At 73.0% G+C, this 15649-nt stretch carries 16 protein-coding genes; 4 read left to right on the forward strand and 12 right to left on the reverse strand.

The genetic code is table 11. The features are described from left to right. Positions 1–21: 21 nt before the first annotated feature. Together KSP35_RS01195 and KSP35_RS01200 are read right to left on the reverse strand one after the other, a co-directional pair. Positions 22–1344, reverse strand: coding sequence for an MFS transporter (locus KSP35_RS01195; protein WP_216998427.1), 1323 nt, complete (start codon positions 1342–1344; stop codon positions 22–24). Beyond that, entirely contained in the window at positions 1341–1826 is a 486-nt protein-coding gene (locus tag KSP35_RS01200) for a MarR family winged helix-turn-helix transcriptional regulator (protein ID WP_216998428.1), read from the reverse strand. The genes KSP35_RS01195 and KSP35_RS01200 overlap by 4 nt, the downstream gene beginning before the upstream one ends. Positions 1827–1947: 121 nt before the next feature. On the opposite strand from KSP35_RS01200, the gene KSP35_RS01205 reads away from it, so the two are divergent. Continuing rightward, a complete protein-coding gene (locus KSP35_RS01205) occupies positions 1948–2340 on the forward strand; it encodes a hypothetical protein (RefSeq protein ID WP_216998429.1) in 393 nt (130 codons plus the stop codon). An 82-nt stretch (positions 2341–2422) separates the two neighbouring features. Next, positions 2423–3466, forward strand: a complete 1044-nt coding sequence (locus KSP35_RS01210; protein ID WP_216998430.1) for an LLM class F420-dependent oxidoreductase — start codon at positions 2423–2425, stop codon at positions 3464–3466. 40 nt (positions 3467–3506) lie between these two features. Here the strand turns inward: KSP35_RS01210 and KSP35_RS01215 are convergent, their stop codons facing one another. The 7 genes from KSP35_RS01215 to KSP35_RS01245 form a co-directional block, all read right to left on the reverse strand. Next, positions 3507–4220: a queuosine precursor transporter gene (locus tag KSP35_RS01215; RefSeq protein ID WP_216998431.1), complete on the reverse strand. Its 714-nt coding sequence runs from the start codon at positions 4218–4220 to the stop codon at positions 3507–3509. Positions 4221–4349: 129 nt separating this feature from the next. Further along, entirely contained in the window at positions 4350–4613 is a 264-nt protein-coding gene (locus tag KSP35_RS01220) for a DUF3039 domain-containing protein (protein WP_216998432.1), read from the reverse strand. A 22-nt stretch (positions 4614–4635) separates the two neighbouring features. After that, positions 4636–5601: a nitronate monooxygenase family protein gene (locus tag KSP35_RS01225; protein ID WP_216998433.1), complete on the reverse strand. Its 966-nt coding sequence runs from the start codon at positions 5599–5601 to the stop codon at positions 4636–4638. A gap of 35 nt (positions 5602–5636) precedes the next feature. Then, positions 5637–5849 (reverse strand): hypothetical protein, encoded by a 213-nt coding sequence (locus KSP35_RS01230; protein WP_216998434.1) that lies wholly within the window; start codon positions 5847–5849, stop codon positions 5637–5639. Between the two features lie 108 nt (positions 5850–5957). Beyond that, positions 5958–7172: an NAD(P)/FAD-dependent oxidoreductase gene (locus tag KSP35_RS01235; protein WP_216998435.1), complete on the reverse strand. Its 1215-nt coding sequence runs from the start codon at positions 7170–7172 to the stop codon at positions 5958–5960. Between the two features lie 49 nt (positions 7173–7221). Further along, a complete protein-coding gene (locus KSP35_RS01240) occupies positions 7222–8619 on the reverse strand; it encodes a wax ester/triacylglycerol synthase domain-containing protein (RefSeq protein WP_216998436.1) in 1398 nt (465 codons plus the stop codon). An 88-nt stretch (positions 8620–8707) separates the two neighbouring features. Next, positions 8708–10372, reverse strand: coding sequence for a VanW family protein (locus KSP35_RS01245; protein ID WP_216998437.1), 1665 nt, complete (start codon positions 10370–10372; stop codon positions 8708–8710). A 206-nt stretch (positions 10373–10578) separates the two neighbouring features. Here KSP35_RS01245 and KSP35_RS01250 point away from each other — a divergent pair, with 206 nt between their 5' ends. After that, the gene (locus KSP35_RS01250) at positions 10579–11481 is read left to right on the forward strand and encodes an SDR family oxidoreductase (RefSeq protein ID WP_216998438.1); all 903 of its coding nucleotides are present in this window, start codon (positions 10579–10581) and stop codon (positions 11479–11481) included. 8 nt (positions 11482–11489) lie between these two features. Continuing rightward, positions 11490–12350 carry a MaoC/PaaZ C-terminal domain-containing protein gene (locus tag KSP35_RS01255; protein WP_216998439.1) on the forward strand — a complete coding sequence of 287 codons (861 nt, stop codon included), beginning with the start codon at positions 11490–11492 and terminating at the stop codon, positions 12348–12350. Between the two features lie 45 nt (positions 12351–12395). Here the strand turns inward: KSP35_RS01255 and KSP35_RS01260 are convergent, their stop codons facing one another. The 3 genes from KSP35_RS01260 to KSP35_RS01270 are packed head-to-tail and all read right to left on the reverse strand — an operon-like array spanning position 12396 to position 15516. After that, a complete protein-coding gene (locus KSP35_RS01260; RefSeq protein ID WP_216998440.1) occupies positions 12396–13169 on the reverse strand; it encodes a DUF4253 domain-containing protein in 774 nt (257 codons plus the stop codon). Between the two features lie 7 nt (positions 13170–13176). Continuing rightward, the gene (gene nucS, locus KSP35_RS01265; RefSeq protein ID WP_216998441.1) at positions 13177–13836 is read right to left on the reverse strand and encodes an endonuclease NucS; all 660 of its coding nucleotides are present in this window, start codon (positions 13834–13836) and stop codon (positions 13177–13179) included. 24 nt (positions 13837–13860) lie between these two features. Next, the gene (locus tag KSP35_RS01270; RefSeq protein WP_216998442.1) at positions 13861–15516 is read right to left on the reverse strand and encodes an AarF/ABC1/UbiB kinase family protein; all 1656 of its coding nucleotides are present in this window, start codon (positions 15514–15516) and stop codon (positions 13861–13863) included. Positions 15517–15649: the final 133 nt, after the last annotated feature.

The raw sequence follows: 15649 nt of genomic DNA on the forward strand, positions 1-15649 counted from the left end.
GGCTCCGTCGGCTCAGTCGGCTCAGTCGGCCAGGGCCACCGACTCGTCGTCGAGGACGAGCTCCTCGGTGGCCAGCGGGTCGATCCCGCCGTCGGCGTGCAGGGGCAGGTGGAGGGCCTTGGCGCCGTAGACCGCGGCCACGAGGCAGGCCACCCCGCCGACGGCGATGCCGGTCCGGGGGCCGGCGACATCGGCGATCCAGCCCACCAGCGGCCCGCCGATGGGCGTGGAGCCCAGGAAGACCATGCCCTGGATGGCCAGGACCCGGCCCCGGTACTCCGGCCCGGCGAGCAGCTGCACGATGGCGGTGGACGACGTCATGAAGGCGATCGAGGCCAGGCCCATCAGGATGGCGGCGGGGAACGCCAGCGCCAGGTGCGGGGCGGCGGCGAGGCCCAGCATGGTGATGCCGAAGGCGGCGGCGGAGATGACCAGCTGGCGGCTGGTGACCACGGTGCGGCGGGCCGTGATGAGCGCGCCCACCAGCGAGCCCAGGCTCAGCACCGAGAACAGCAGGGTGAAGGTGGTGTTGTCGCCGTGGAGCGGGCCGTTCACCAGGAGCGGGATGGTGACCGAGAAGTTGAACGCCAGCGTCCCGATGATGGCCATCATCACCAGGGGCACGTAGAGCTGGGCGTTCGACCGGATGTAGCGCAGACCCTCGCGGACCTGGCCCTTGGCCTTGGCCATGGGGGCGGTGCGGAACAGCTCGTCGGGGCGCATCATGAACAGCCCGGCGAGCACCGCCAGGTAGGTCACGGCGTCGATGACGAAGGGCCAGCCGTAGCCGAAGCCCAGGACCAGGGCGCCGGCGGCGGCCGGGCCCACCACCCGGGACCCGGTCATGACGGCGCTGTTGAGGCTCACGGCGTTCGACAGGTCCTCGGGCGGGACCATCTCGACCACGAACGAGCGGCGGGCCGGGTTGTCGAAGGCGGTGAGGACGCCCTGCACGGCGGCGAGGGCGAAGATGGCGGGGACGGTGGCCCAGCCGGCCAGCACCACGATGCCGAGCGCCACGGACTGGACCATGGCCAGGGCCTGCACGGTCATGAGCAGCGTGCGCTTGTCGGCCCGGTCGGCCACGGCGCCTGCCCACGCCCCGAGGAGCAGGACGGGCCCGAACTGGAAGGCGGTCAGGAGGCCGAGCGCGATGCCCGACTTGGTCAGGTGCAGCACCAGCAAGGTCTGGGTGACCATCGTCAGCCAGGTGCCGGTCTGCGAGATGAGCTGGCCGATGAAGAAGAGGCGGAAGTTGCGGACGTGCAGCGAGCGGAAGGTGGAGGTGTCGGCGGGGGCGGCGTCGCCGTCGACGGGCGGCGAGGGAGGGGTCGTGGTGGTCACGAGGGGTCTTTCTGGGGGGTCGTGAGGTGCTCGAGCACGTCGAGCGCGTCGGTGAGGCGGGCCAGCTCCTCGGCGGGCAGCTCGCCGAGGCGGGTGGACAGCCAGGCGGTCTTGCGGGCTCGGATGTCGGCCAGGAGGGCGTCGCCCTCGGCGGTGATGGAGACGAGGGTGACCCGCCGGTCGGTGGGGTCGCCCACCCGCGAGACCAGGCCGGCGGCGTGGAGCCGCTCGACGGTCTTGGTGGCGGTGGGCGCCGACACCTGCTCCTCGTCGGCCAGGGTGCCGACGGGGATCGGGCCGCAGCGGTGCAACGTGGCGAGGGCGGCGATCTGGGTGGGGGTCAGCCCGATGTCGGCCTGCTGGCGGAGGATGCGGGCCAGCCGGGTGGCGCTCAGGCGCAGGCGGACCGCGGTGTCGGCCAGGTCGCCCGAGGGGGCGGCGGCGCCGTCGGGCGGCGTGGGGGTGGCGGTCGCGGCTTCCATCGGTCCGTCCAACTGCTTAGTGCAGGAAACTATTTCCCAGGGAAGGGATTTCTCCGACGGGGGGGCGCCCGCCCGGCCGAAGTGGCGGCGACCCCGGCGCAGCGGGCACGATGGCGCCACCATGGCCAAGACCGACACCGCCACGAACGATCTCCGCAAGGGCGCCAAGGTGGTGGCCCGCACCGCGCTGCGCGACGTGCCCGAGGGCACCACGGGCAAGGTCTCCATGGTCACCGGGCTCACCTGGATCCGCTACTGGGTGCGCTTCGACAACGGCGTCTCGCTGGGCTCCATCGATCGCAAGCGCCTGGCCACCCCGGACCAGTGGAAGCGGTTCCTGGCCGGCGACGAGGAAGAGGCGTCCACCGGCGCCGCCGATGCCGCCGGGGCCGACGACGGCGCGGCCGCCGAGGACGAGGGCGGTGGCGGCGCCACCACGCCGAACGGCACCTTCGTGTCGCAGAAGCACATCGACCGGGCCAAGGCCGCCCGGGCCCGCCTCACCGGCGGCTGATCCGCCCGCTGCGCCGCAGCCACGGGCGAGCCTCGGCGAGTACGGTCGACCGGTCGGTCACGTTCTCCCGGAAGGCACCTCGATGCAGATCAGCATGCAGCTCAGCTACAGCGGCGGGTTCAAGGAGGCGGCGGACACCGTCGCGTCGCTGGAGAAGGCGGGACTGGACCTGGTCTGGGTGGCCGAGGCCTACGGCTTCGACGGCGCCAGCCTCATGGGGTACCTGGCTGCCAAGACCGAGACGGTGCAGATCGCCTCGGGCATCCTGCCGATCTACACCCGCACGCCCACCCTGCTGGCCATGACCGCCGCCGGCGTCGACGCCCTGAGCGACGGCCGCTGCCACCTCGGCCTGGGCGCCTCGGGCCCCCAGGTGATCGAGGGCTGGCACGGGGTGAAGTACGACGCCCCCATCGGCCGCACGCGGGAGATCATCGACGTCTGCCGCGAGGTGTGGGCCCGCGAGGACAAGCTCACCCACGAGGGCCGCTACTACAACATGCCGCTGCCCGAGGGCGAGGGCACCGGGCTGGGCAAGCCGCTGAAGATCATCGCCCACCCGGTCCGCTCCCGGATCCCGATCTGGGTCGCCTCGCTGGGCCCGAAGAACGTGGCCATGACCGCCGAGGTGGCCGACGGCTGGATGCCGATCCTCTTCGACCCGGCCAAGGCGCGCGACGTCTGGGGCGAGGACCTGGCGAAGGGCGAGGCCAAGCGGGCCGACGACCTCGGCACCCTGCAGATCACCGCCGGCGGGCTCGTGGTCATCGGCGACGACGTCAAGGGCTACCTCGACTTCGTCCGGCCGATGGTCGCCCTGTACGTGGGCGGCATGGGCGCCAAGGGCAAGAACTTCTACAACGACCTCTTCCGCCGGTACGGCTACGAGGAGGAGGCCGAGCAGATCCAGGACCTCTACCTCGACGGCAAGAAGGAGGAGGCCGCGGCGCTCATCCCCACCGACTTCCTCGAGGCCATCTCCCTGGTGGGCCCCGAGGGCTACGTGAAGGAGCGCCTCGCGGCGTTCGACGAGGCCGGCGTGACGCACCTCAACGTGATCCCGGTGGCCACCGAGGGCCAGACCCAGCAGAGCATCATCTCGAACCTCAAGGAGTGGGCCAGCTAGCTGCGCCCACGCCGCCGTCGTCCGGGCACCGGCCCGGGGCTCAGGCCTCGGGCAGGTGCCGGTCCGGCGTCACGTAGATGAAGGGCAGCGAGCACACGCTCACCAGGCCCTTGATGACCAGGTTGACCCAGAAGATGTCCCACACCGCGTCCCACGGGAGCGAGAGGTCCTGCTGGTGCTGGGACAGGAAGAACAGCGGCGCGAACGCGCCGAGGGCGAACACCAGGTTGTCGACCGGGATGCTGAACGCGTTCGACACCAGCACGCGCAGCCACTGGTAGCGCACCGTGACCCGTGTGACCCACAGGTGGTACACCTCGGTGTCGAGCAGCTCGCTGACCACCATGGCGAGCAGCGAGGCGATCACGATGCGCCACAGCGGGCCGAGCACCGCCGAGTACTCGGCGCCCAGCGGGTACGACGGGTCGGTCCGGTAGCTCGACACCCAGCTCAGGTAGGCGGCCAGGAACAGGTTGACCACCGCGCTGGTGAGGATGGCGATGCGGGCGGCGGTGCGCCCGGCCGCCTTGTGGATCACGTCCCGCAGCGTGAAGGTGATCGGGTAGATGAACGTGCCCATGTCCACGGCGTGGCCGAAGACGGTGCCGATCTTCAGGCTGGTGACCTGGGAGATCACCTGGGCCCCGATGTAGATCCCGACGGCGGCGAGGGCCACCCGGCTCACCAGGATCTGGCCGTCGGTTCGGGGGTGGGCGTCGGCGGCCGCGGCGGGCGGGGCCTCGGTGGTGGTCATGGGCACGTCCTCGGTTTTGGTGAGGCGGGTGGTCCGGCACCGCCGCCGCCCCTGACGTTCGTCCCGGGGGGGCCGCATCCGGGAGCCGGCAGCCTCGCACGCGTGCGGGCCCGGCCTCCACCTGGCGCCTCAGCCCGGCGCGCCGCCCCCGTCCTTCATGGCCCGGGCCATGTCGAGGATCTCCTTGCAGGTGGGGCAGATCGGGTAGCGCCCGGGGTCCCGGGTGGGCACCCAGGTCTTGCCGCAGAGGGCGGTCACGGCGGTCCCGGTCACGTAGGCCTCGGTGACGGCCGAGGCCGGCACCACGACGTGGGCGAACTTCTCGTGGTCACCGTCGTCGGTGGTCTCGCGGACCTCGGTCCGCTCGTCGAGGTCGACGTGCACGTGGGTCATGGCCGCAGTCTCGCGCTCGGGCTCAGCGCCGCGGCGCGAGGCGCTCGAGGGTGGCCTCGGCGTCGGCCACGATCTGGCGGACGAGGTCCGCGGCCGGCACCAGCTCGTCGATGGCCCCGGCGCCCTGGCCGGCGGGGAAGAACTCCCGGTCCGGGTCGACGCCCTCGGTGCGCTCGTCGCCGCCGAGGTGGTTGGCGCCGTCGTGCATGGACTTGATGACCTGGCCGGGGAAGGGCTCGGGCGTGGCGCCCGAGGCGTCGAAGGCGTTGGTGTAGCTGTTGCGCACCACCCGACACGTCTTGCCCGTGTAGGCCCGGGTGATGACGGTGCCGTCCTCGTGCAGGCCGAGGAGGGCGTCCTTGTAGCCGGGCACCGCCTGGGCCTCCGGCGTGGCGATGAAGCGGGTGCCGACCCAGATGCCGTCGGCGCCGAGGCTGAGGGCGGCGGCCAGGCCGCGGCCGTCGACGATGCCGCCGGCGGCCACCACCGGCACCCGCGCCCCGACGGCGTCCACGATCTGCGGCACCAGGGCGAGGGTGGCGATCTGGCCGGTGTGCCCGCCGGCCTCGGTGCCCTGGGCCACCACGACGTCGCAGCCGGCCTCCACCGCGTCGATGGCGTGGCGCACCTTGCCGCACATGTTGATCACGATGGTGTTGCGCCGGTGGCAGAGCTCGATGACCTCGCGGGGCACGCCCAGGCCGGCCACGAAGACCGTCGCCCCGCCGTCGATGACGGCGTTGACGCTGCGGGTCAGGTCACCGGGGGAGGCGGTGAGCAGGTCGACGCCGAAGGGCTTGTCGGTGGCGGCCCGCACCGCGGCGATCTCCTCCTCCATCTGCTCCAGGCGCATCATCGACGCCCCCAGGCAGCCCAGCCCGCCGGCCTCCGACACCGTCGACACCAGGTGGTGGTAGGACACCCCGGCCATGCCGGCGAGCATCACGGGGTGCTCGATGTCGAGGATCTCGGTCAGGCGCGTCTGCATGGCGGGGGAGCGTACCGGCCCCCTTGACCGCGGGGTCAAGCAGCGAGCGACAGCAGCCCGAGGGCGAGGAGGACGAAGGTGGCGGCCACGCTGGCGGCGCTCACGAGGAGCAGCACCTGGCCGGCGGGGCCGCGCTGCCAGAGGTGGTCCAGCTCGGCCAGGGCGGTGCGGCGGGCCGGAGGACGGGACCGCAGGGGAGCGGCCGACGGGGTGGGGGCGGGGAGCGGTGGAGCGGGGAGCGTCTGCACCCCCTGAGCGTACGGAGGAGGGGTGACGGAGAGAAGCCGGTTCGCCCCCGGATCGGCGGTGGGGACAGCCCCACCGGCCGGGGACCGGGCGAGCCGGGTCGGGCCCGGCTACCGGAACGCGCCGTCGCGGCGCAGGATGCGGCGGTGCCAGCGGCGCGGGGTCACGGCGATGGCGCGGGGCTCGTCCTCGAAGAGCCAGCGGGCGAAGTTCCGGCGGGTCCACGGCGTGGCGTCGGCCACCCGGATGGCGATGCGCGCGCCCCGACGGTGCTTCAGGGCCCGGATGAGCAGCAGCGACATCTTGTGGTCGGCGGCCAGCTCCCGGGCGACGGCGGCCTCGTAGGCGGCCCGGACCGCCGCCGGCTCGTTCGGCCCGCCGTCCAGGACGGCCTCGGCAGCCAGCACGCCGGTCTGCAGGGCCTGGCCGATGCCCTCGCCGGTCATGGGGTCGGTGGCGGCGGCGGCGTCGCCCACCCACAGGACCCGGCCCGCCGCCAACGTGATGTCGTCGACCCGGGCGGGGATGGGCCAGGCCTGGTGCCGGGACTCGGGCTCGGCGTCGGGCCCGAGGACGGCGGCGATGTGGGGCCGGGCCAGCAGCTCGGGCCACAGCGCCTTCATCTCCTTGGTGGCGATCTTGGCGCCGCGCTGGATGCCGAAGCCGACGTTGGCGCCGCCGTCGGGCAGCGGGAAGCTCCACGCGTAGCCGGGGAGCAGGTCCGGCTCGAACCACACCCAGAGCTGCCGGGCCTGGGGGCCGGTGTGGCGGAAGTACTGGCGGAACGCGTGCCACTCCCCCAGGTAGCCGGGCACCGCGGTGCCGAGCAGCTTGCGCAGCGGCGACCACATGCCGTCGGCGGCGATCACGTAGGGCGCGGCCACGGTCGAGCCGTCGGCCAGCCCCAGGACGACCCGGTCGCCCCGCTCCTCGGCGCCCACCACCTCGGCGCCCTCGACGACCTGCACGCCCACGGCTCGGGCCCGGTCGACGATGGCGGCATCGAGGTCCATGCGCCGGGTGACCACCGCGTAGGCCCCGCGGCCGCGGGGCAGCGGGAAGGTGGCCACGTGGCGCGAGGGCGACGACACGTGGATGTCCTCGACGGGGGTCCACGACCCGACCGCCGCCGGCTCGACGCCGAGCCGCTCGAGCAGGCGCAGGGCACCGGTGGTCAGGCCGTCGCCGCAGATCTTGTCCCGGGGGAACGTGGCCTTGTCGACCAGCACCACGCGGCGACCCGCCTCGGCGAGGGTGATGGCGGCGGCGGCCCCGGCGGGGCCCGCGCCCACGATCACCACGTCGGCGGTCGGCGGAACTGGCATCGGGTGGAGGGTACGAGCCGCCGGTGCGCCCCACCAAAGGGGCGCCGGGTCAGGCCCGACCGGCAGCCAGCACCTCGTCCCAGCCCTCTCGGCAGCACTGCACGAACCGCTCCGGGTCGGTGACCGCAGCGGGGTCGACGTTGATGCCGATGTGCACGTCGTCCAGGTACGACAGGAGGGTCACGTTCACCGCCGCGCCGGCGAGCGGCCCGAGCGCGTACATGGCGGTGATCTCGCTGCCCGAGGTGAACAGCTGGATGGGCGCGCCGGGCACGTTGCTGGCCACGAGGTCGACGCCCTTGAGCATGGCGCCGAACAGGCCGGTGCTCATGGACGTGGGCAGCCGGGTGAGGATGCGGGCCAGCGGCTCGACCATGGCCAGGGCCGGCTCGGCCCGCTGGCTGGCCACCAGGGCCCGCATGGCGGCCATGGCGTCGACCGGGTCGGTGATGTCGACGGGGATGGGGAATCGGGCCGGGGCGAAGTTGTTGCCGGTGGCGTCGCCGTCGCCGTCGCCGCGCAGGTTGATGGGCATCGACACCCGCAGGGCGGCGACCGGCTGGCCGACCTCCTCGTGGTAGCGCCGGAGCCCGGCGGCGGTGGCGGCCAGGAAGGCGTCGTTGAGCCGGGCGCCGGCGGCCTTGGCGGCGGCCTTGGCCTCGGTGAGCGACACGGTCACGGTGTCGAAGTGGACCGACAGCGAGCGGCCGGTCATGGCCGGCGACAGCGGCACGTTGGCGGGGGCGGCCAGGCGGGCGATGGACGCCGCCGTCTCGGCGGCCCGACGGGCCGTGCCCACCGGGTCGGTCACCGTGGACCCGGCCACCGAGGCGGCCATCTCGGGCAGGCGCTTGGCGATGCCCAGGTTGCGGCGGGCCTCGTGCTCGGCGGCGTCGACGAAGCGGGCCAGCTGGTCCATGACCTCGGCCTCGGGCGCGTCGGGCATCTCGGCCAGCGCCGCCTCCCGCTCGAGCTCGAAGAGCACCAGGGCGATCTGCACGGCACCGACCCCGTCGGTGATGGCGTGGTGGATCTTCATGACCAGGGCGGCCCCGCCGTCGGCGAGGTCGGTGATGACCACCATCTCCCACAGGGGGCGGGCCCGGTCGAAGCCCTGCATGGCCAGCGGCTGGGCCAGGTCGAGCACCGACCGCAGGTCGCGGTCGCCCCCGGCCCGCACCCAGCGCAGGTGGTAGCTCAGGTCGAAGTGGGGATCGACCTCCCAGCGCGGCGGCGCGACCGACAGCGGGTTGCCCCGCACCCGCTGGCGCATGCGGGGCACCAGGCGGGTGCCGCGGTCGAGCAGGTGGGTGAGCCGCTTCTCGTCCGGCGCCTGGTCCAGCACGCAGACGGCGGTGATCGTGGACCGCAGCATCGGGTCCTTCTCGATGGTCCACATGAGCGCGTCGGAGTCGCTCATCCGCTGCTGGAACGACAGACCTGCCATGGCTCTCGACCTCACTCGTCTCGCGGTGCGCCCGGCGTCACAGCATGCCAGGGAGGTCGGACCTCCGAGCGAAGCGAGCCCGGGAGCGTCAGCAGGTCGTCTTGCCCTCGTCGCGGTAGCGGGCGCGGAACTGGTCGGTGGCGGTGGAGCCGTCGCCCTTGTGGATGGTGCGCGTGGTGGTGACCACGGTGCAGTTGCCCGACCGGCTGTCGGACGAGCCGGTCTGCTCGCCGTAGGCGTACTGGGTGGACCACAGGCGGACGGTGACGGTGCCGTTGCCCCACGTGCTCTCGATGAGGATGCCGTAGGGGGTGTCGTTCTTCCAGGCCATGTCCGGGTTGGGGAAGCCCATGGTGGCCTCGCGACCGCGGGGGTAGCGGGCGAAGTGCTCGGAGTGGGCCTGGTAGGCGGTGATGTCGAGGCCGGCGAAGTAGGCGGCGTTGAACATGGTGGTGGCGAACTGGGACACGCCGCCGCCGATCTCGTCGACGTGCTCGCCGTTGGCGATGGCGCCGGCCTCGACGAAGCCCTTGGCGGTGGTGCGCTGGCCCACCGTGCCGTTGATCGAGAAGGTCTCGCCGGGCTTGACGACAGTGCCGTTCACGAGGTCGGCGATGCGGTGGATGTTGGTCACCCGGCCGCCGCCCCCCGGGTCGTAGTAGGTCGTGAAGCTCTTGACCTGGGGCTGGCCGTTCCAGGTGGTGGTGGTGCCGACCGGCTCCTTGATCCCGAGCTTCTGGGCCATCTCGGTGGTGAACTTGGCCTTGCTCACCTCGAGGTCGATGCCCACCGTGGGGCTCCCGGCGTTGATGGCCGCGAGGAGGCGGGCCGCGGTGTCGGCCGCGCAGCAGGTGGCGCCGTCCTTGCTCGGGCTGATCACGATGGCGCCGTTCACCAGCTTCACGGTGGCGTCGACCGTCCTGCTGTCGCCGGGGATGGCGTCGGTGAGGGCGGCCTTGGCCTTCTCGGCGTCGAGGGTGACCACCAGCTTGCCCCGCTCGACCTTCGACCCCAGCCAGGAGCGCACCGTGGCGGCGGGGATGAGGGTCTGCTTGCCGCTGGCGTCGATGGCCAGCCCCTTGGCGGTGCCGGCGGTGAGCTTGTCGGCGATGGCCTGGGCGTCGGCGTCGCTGACGTCGGGCTCCTTGGCGGTGACCTTGGCGTTGACGATGATCGGCTCGTCGCCGTCCTTGGCCTTGGCGAGGATCTGGTCGGCGACGCCCTCGGTCTGGATCACGGTGCCGCTGGACCCGCTGAGGATGGTGATGGCGTTGGCCCCGGGCACCAGCGAGGGCTCCGAGGCGGTGGCGTTGCCGCCCAGGCCGGCGAGGCCCTTCTCCAGGGCGGCGTCGTCGACGGTGAAGGCGAGGGGGGCGGAGCGCTCCTCGAGGAAGGACGAGGCCCACACGAACGGCCGACCCGGGAGCGAGGTGTCCTCGTCGAGGTCGAGGGCCTTCTGGACGGTGGCCTTCTGGTCGAGCTTGAGGCCGAGCGTGCCGGCCTTCACCTTGTAGGTGCGCTCCGGGGTGCGGACCTGGACCTCGACGTCGGCGTAGTGGTCGGCGACGTCGGCGACGGTGTTGGCCAGCTCGTCCTCCGGCAGCTTCGAGATGTCGCGCCCGCCGAGCGTGACGTTGCGGGGCACCTTGCCGCTGGCGCTGGAGGAGTCGATGGCCCACGCCGCCAGGAGGACGACGACGATGAGCAGGGGGATGCCGAGGCCGAGGACCAGCCGGGCACGGGGGCGACGCATGGCGTCCACCTTGGCACGCCGGGGAGCCGGTGCCGCGGCACCGGGGCGGTCTGCAACGACTCGGTAACCACTCTGCAACCTGGCCCCGCCGCCGGTCTGCGAGCAGCGCTCGCCTCGGCCATGATGGGCGGTCCAAGCGGTCGCCGTGCCTTCCCGGCCGGCGGCGACGTCGATCCCGCCGGGTGGCGGGGGAACAGGGGACGGTCGTGGGCATCTGCGACGGACGGGTCTGCATCATCACCGGCGCCGGTCGAGGCATCGGCCGGGAGCACGCGCTGATGCTCGCCGAACAGGGCGCCAAGGTCGTGGTCAACGACGTCGGCGGCGAGATCGACGGCAGCGGCAACTCCACCGGCCCGGCGCACGACGTCGTGGCCGAGGTCGTCGCGCTCGGCGGCGAGGCCGTCGCCAACGGCGACGACATCAGCACGTGGGACGGGTCCGAGCGCCTGGTCCAGCAGGCCATCGACCACTTCGGCACGCTCGACGTCGTCATCAACAACGCCGGCATCCTGCGGGACCGGATGCTGGCCAACATGACCGAGGCCGAGTGGGACGCGGTCATCGCCGTGCACCTCAAGGGCACGTTCGGCCCGTCGCGGCACGCCGCCGCGTACTGGCGCGAGAAGGTGAAGGCCGGCGAGACCGTCGACGGCCGGATCATCAACACGTCGTCGCCCTCGGGCATCTACGGCAACGTCGGCCAGACCAACTACGGCGCCGCCAAGGCCGGCATCGCCGCCTTCACCGTCATCGCCGCCAAGGAGCTGGCCCGCTACGGCGTCACCGTCAACGCCATCGCCCCGGCGGCGCTCACCCGCATGACCGAGAACCTGGGCATGGGCGAGGCCGACGACCTCACCAAGGCGGCCATGTCGCCACGCTGGATCGCCCCGATCGTGACCTGGCTGGCGTCGAGCGAGTCCGCCGAGGTGACCGGGCGGGTGTTCGACGTGACCGGCCGGGCCCTCTCGGTGGCCGAGGGCTGGCACCGCGGCCCCACGCAGGAGAACCCCACCGACGACCCGGCCGAGCTGGGCGAGGTCGTCAAGCGGCTGGTCGGCGAGGCGCGGCCGAACGCCAACATGCTCGGATTCGACGAGAGCTAGGAGCAACGATGCCCATCAACCCCGAAGCGGTCGGCTCCAAGGGCCAACCGACCAAGCACGCCTGGGACAGCAAGGACGCCATCCTCTACGCCCTCGGCGTGGGCGCCGGCTCGGCCGACCCCCTCCAGGAGCTGGCCTTCACCACCGAGAACACCCAGGACGTCGACCAGCGGGTGCTGCCCACCATGGCGGTGGTCCTCGCCGTCGGCGGCGCCAGCGCGTTCGGCTCCATCGGCTCGTTCAACCCGGCGATGCTCGTCCACGGCGAGCAGGCCATCACCCTGCACGGCCCCATCCCGGTCACGGGCGAGGTCGAGACCACCGGCGAGATCACCGGCATCTACGACAAGGGCAAGGGCGCGGTCATCGAGGTCACCTCCACCTCGGTCGACACGAGCACCGGCCAGCCGCTGTTCTCCAGCGTCATGTCGGCGTTCATCCGCGGCGAGGGCGGCTTCGGCGGCGATCGCGGGCCGTCGGGGCCCAAGAACGTGGCCCCCGAGCGCGAGCCCGACCACACCGTCACCTACCAGACCCGCTCCGACCAGGCGCTGCTGTACCGCCTCTCGGGCGACCGCAACCCCCTCCACTCCGACCCGGCGTTCGCGGCGTTCGGCGGCTTCGACCGACCGATCCTGCACGGGCTCTGCAGCTACGGCTTCACCGGCCGCGCCCTGCTCCACGCCCTCTGCGGCTCGGACCCGGCCCGGTTCACCGGCATGGAGGCGCGCTTCTCGAGCCCCGTCCTCCCGGGCGAGGCCCTCACCGTGAAGGCGTGGGAGACCGGCTCGGGCGAGGCGATCTTCCAGACCACCGGCGACGACGGCCGCACCGTCATCGACGCCGGCAAGCTCACCTACGCACCCTGATCCGCCCAGGGGCCAGGGGTGGTTGCCCGGCGACCACCCCTGGCCTCAGGACCAGTCGAAGAACCAGTGGCGGCCGAAGAGGGTGGCGGCCAGGGCGCCCATGGCGGGCACCAGGTTGTCCATCAGCGCGGGGCAGTAGGCGTAGTGCTGGACCGCGAGCTCGAAGGCGCCGCGGGCATCGGCGGGCGGCCGGGTCACGAGGCACTCGAGCTGGTCCATGCCGAGGGCCACGAGGTCGGCGCCGTAGACCTCGTGCCAGTAGTGGAGCACCGACAGGTGCTCGGGCCCGCCGATGTCGTCGCGCTCGGCGCCGGACCAGGCCAGCAGGGCCGGGACCTCCCAGCCGGCGGCGGCGGGCACCAGGGCGATCACGACGTCGTCGCCGGCGACGGCGCGGACCGCCTCGGCGTCGGGCCGGGCCGACAGGCGCTCGCGGATGGCGTCCTGGTCGACCTCGAGCTTGGCGAGGTGGCGGGGGACGTCGTTGAGGTAGTCGTCGGTGGCCGGGTCACCCATCCACTCGACGAAGAGCTCCGGGGCCGGCGGCACGTGGTCGAGCAGGGGGATGCCCGGGCGCTGCTCGGCCAGGATCCCCACCCGCCAGGTGAGCTGGTCGACCACGGCACGGTCTGCGCCGAGCAGCACGGGCCACAGGCCGGTGCGGGCGTGGCGCTGGCGCAGCGCCTCCCAGGTGGCCAGGGCGGTCTCGCCGCCCGCCACGTCCATGCGCCAGGCCTGCTCGCCGCGCAGGGTCCGGCACCACGGCTCGATGCCGGGCGGCAGTCCGGCCCCGCCGGGGAGGCGGGACGGGTCGCTCACCGGGTGCTCAAAACAGCCGGAGCTCGTTGGACTCGATGCCCCGCAGCTCGTCGTAGTCGACCTCGAGCCAGGCGATGCCCCGGTCGGTGGCCAGCACCTTCGCCTGGGGCTTCACCTGCTGGGCCACGAACATGCCCCGGACCGGGCGCAGCATGGGGTCGCGGTTGAGGAAGTCGAGGTAGCGGGTGAGCTGCTCCACGCCGTCGATCTCGCCCCGGCGCTTGATCTCGACGGCGATGGCGCCGCCCTCGCCGTCGCGGCACAGCAGGTCCACCGGGCCGATGTCGGTGGGGTACTCGCGGCGCACGAGGCGCCAGCCCTCGCCCAGGCGGTCGCAGTTGGCGGCGAGCAGCTCCTGGAGGTGGGCCTCGACCCCGTCCTTCTGCAGCCCGGGGTCGACGCCGAGGTCCCACGAGGAGTCGCTCAGGACCTCGTCGAGGGTGATGCGGATGGTCTCGCCCTTGGGGTTGGTGACCGTCCAGAGCCCGTCCTCGGTGGTGAGGCGGTTCGGCGCGTTCATCCAGTTGAGGGGCTTGTAGGCGCCGCCGTCGGCGTGGATGGCCACGCAGCCGTCGGCCTTGACCATGATCAGCCGGGTGGCGAGGGGGAGGTGGGCGCTGAGCCGACCCTGGTAGTCGACCGAGCAGCGGGCAATGACGACGCGCATCGCCGCGGAGACTAGTGCGACCCGTCAGCGACGGCGGCGGCCGACCAGGCGCCGGAGGCGGGCGCGGCGACTGCCGCGCGGGCGCTGCTCCATGCGGTCGGCGATGAGCTGGCGGCGCTCGCGCAGCTCCCGGTGCGTGATCGAGCCGGCCGCCTCGGCCTCGGTGCCGAAGGTGGCCTTCACGCCGCTGAGGTCGAGGGCCCAGTCGTCGGCGGCCAGGCCCACCTCGGCGGCGATGCGCTCGCCGTGCTGGGTGGTGAAGTACATCGCGATCTGGGTGATCTCGGCGAAGAGGTCGAGGTCGGGGGCCAGGGTGGTGATGGCGCCGTCGAGGAAGACGAGGTTCTTCACGAACAGCATGAGCGGCTTGGGGAGCCGGGCGCCGTAGCCCAGCAGGGCCTTCATGATCCGCTGGATCTCGCCGGTGAGCTGCTCGGCGGTGAGCGACGCCGGGTCGACCGGGGGCTTGTCCAGGCCCAGCTCCACGATGATCCCGGCCAGATCGGCGTCGGGCGGGAGGGCGCCGAGGTCGCGGAGCGCGGCGAGCTGGCTGGTGACGTCGTTCATCGACGCGCCCACCAGGAGGCGGAGGAAGGCCAGGCGCTGCGCCTCGGGGAGGCGGCCGGTGATGCCGAAGTCGAGCAGGCCGGTGCGGCCGTCGGGCAGCACCAGCAGGTTCCCGCCGTGCAGGTCGCCGTGGAAGATGCCGTTGAACATGCACCCCTCGAGGAAGCCGACCATGCCGGTGCGGACGACGGCCTCGGTGTCGATCCCGGCGTCGTGCATGCCCACCACGTCGTCGAAGGCGAAGCCGCGGAACCGCTCCATGACCAGGACCCGCTTCGTCACCAGCGTCGGGTGGGGCCGGGGGATGACGTAGCCGCGCTGGCCGAGGCTGGCGTAGGACCGGGCGACCTCGACCATGTTGTCGGCCTCGAGGCGGAAGTCGAGCTCCTCGGTGATGGTCTCGGCGAAGAGGTCGACGAGCGCGGGCGGGTTGGCCAGCGCCGCCACCGGGATGCGGCCGATGAGGAAGGGCGCGATCCAGGCCATCACCTTGAGGTCGGCGTGGACCCGTTCGCCCACCGACGGGCGCTGGACCTTGACCACGACCTCCTCGCCGGTGCGCAGCGTGGCGGCGTGGGCCTGGGCGATGGAGGCGGCGGCGATGGGCGTGCGCTCGAAGTGCGAGAACACCTCGTCGAGCGGTCGGCCCAGCTCGGCCTCGACGACCTCGCGGATCACGGCGAAGCGCTCGGCCGGCACGCGGTCGCGCAGCAGGGCGAACTCGTCGACCAGCTCGGGCGGGAACAGGCCCTGGCCCGACGAGATGATCTGGCCGAGCTTGATGTAGGTGGGGCCGAGGCGCTCGGCGCCGACGCGGAGCCGGTGGGCGAGGTCGGTCCGTGACGCCACCCCGCCCTGGCGCCGGGCGCCGAGGTACCAGATGCCGACGCCGAGGCCCAGGTGGCGGGCGGTGCGGACGATCCGGGTGCCCGGCGGCAGGAGGCGCCGGCGGGTGAGCTCCGGGAGCTCGGCGGCCACCGCGAGCCGCTCGGCGGCGACCGGCCGCTGCCACGCCAGCTGCTCGTCCGGCAGGACCCAGGGCGCTACGGAGGAGAAGGCGGCCCAGGCGACGTCGGCCGGGCCCTCGATGGCGGTCCGGTCGGCGTCGGGCATGGGCGCCAGTGTCGCAGCCTGGCCGCCGCTTCCCGTCGTCGGCGCCCGAAATCCCCCCCAACCGGTAGCGTGGCGACCTCTGAGGCGCGGCCCGACGGCGGTCGGGCGTCCAGATCGTCGACGGAGCCGAGCG

The sequence above is a fragment of the Aquihabitans sp. G128 genome (assembly GCF_019048865.1).
Taxonomy (GTDB): domain Bacteria; phylum Actinomycetota; class Acidimicrobiia; order Acidimicrobiales; family Iamiaceae; genus Aquihabitans.

Coding starts and splice junctions, on each gene's coding strand:
- KSP35_RS01205 (WP_216998429.1), top strand. CDS start 1,948: ATGGCCAAGACCGACACCGCCACGAACGATCTCCGCAAGGGCGCCAAG.
- KSP35_RS01225 (WP_216998433.1), bottom strand. CDS start 5,601: ATGCAGACGCGCCTGACCGAGATCCTCGACATCGAGCACCCCGTGATG.
- KSP35_RS01255 (WP_216998439.1), top strand. CDS start 11,490: ATGCCCATCAACCCCGAAGCGGTCGGCTCCAAGGGCCAACCGACCAAG.
- nucS (WP_216998441.1), bottom strand. CDS start 13,836: ATGCGCGTCGTCATTGCCCGCTGCTCGGTCGACTACCAGGGTCGGCTC.
- KSP35_RS01240 (WP_216998436.1), bottom strand. CDS start 8,619: ATGGCAGGTCTGTCGTTCCAGCAGCGGATGAGCGACTCCGACGCGCTC.
- KSP35_RS01235 (WP_216998435.1), bottom strand. CDS start 7,172: ATGCCAGTTCCGCCGACCGCCGACGTGGTGATCGTGGGCGCGGGCCCC.
- KSP35_RS01215 (WP_216998431.1), bottom strand. CDS start 4,220: ATGACCACCACCGAGGCCCCGCCCGCCGCGGCCGCCGACGCCCACCCC.
- KSP35_RS01270 (WP_216998442.1), bottom strand. CDS start 15,516: ATGCCCGACGCCGACCGGACCGCCATCGAGGGCCCGGCCGACGTCGCC.
- KSP35_RS01220 (WP_216998432.1), bottom strand. CDS start 4,613: ATGACCCACGTGCACGTCGACCTCGACGAGCGGACCGAGGTCCGCGAG.
- KSP35_RS01210 (WP_216998430.1), top strand. CDS start 2,423: ATGCAGATCAGCATGCAGCTCAGCTACAGCGGCGGGTTCAAGGAGGCG.
- KSP35_RS01200 (WP_216998428.1), bottom strand. CDS start 1,826: ATGGAAGCCGCGACCGCCACCCCCACGCCGCCCGACGGCGCCGCCGCC.
- KSP35_RS01245 (WP_216998437.1), bottom strand. CDS start 10,372: ATGCGTCGCCCCCGTGCCCGGCTGGTCCTCGGCCTCGGCATCCCCCTG.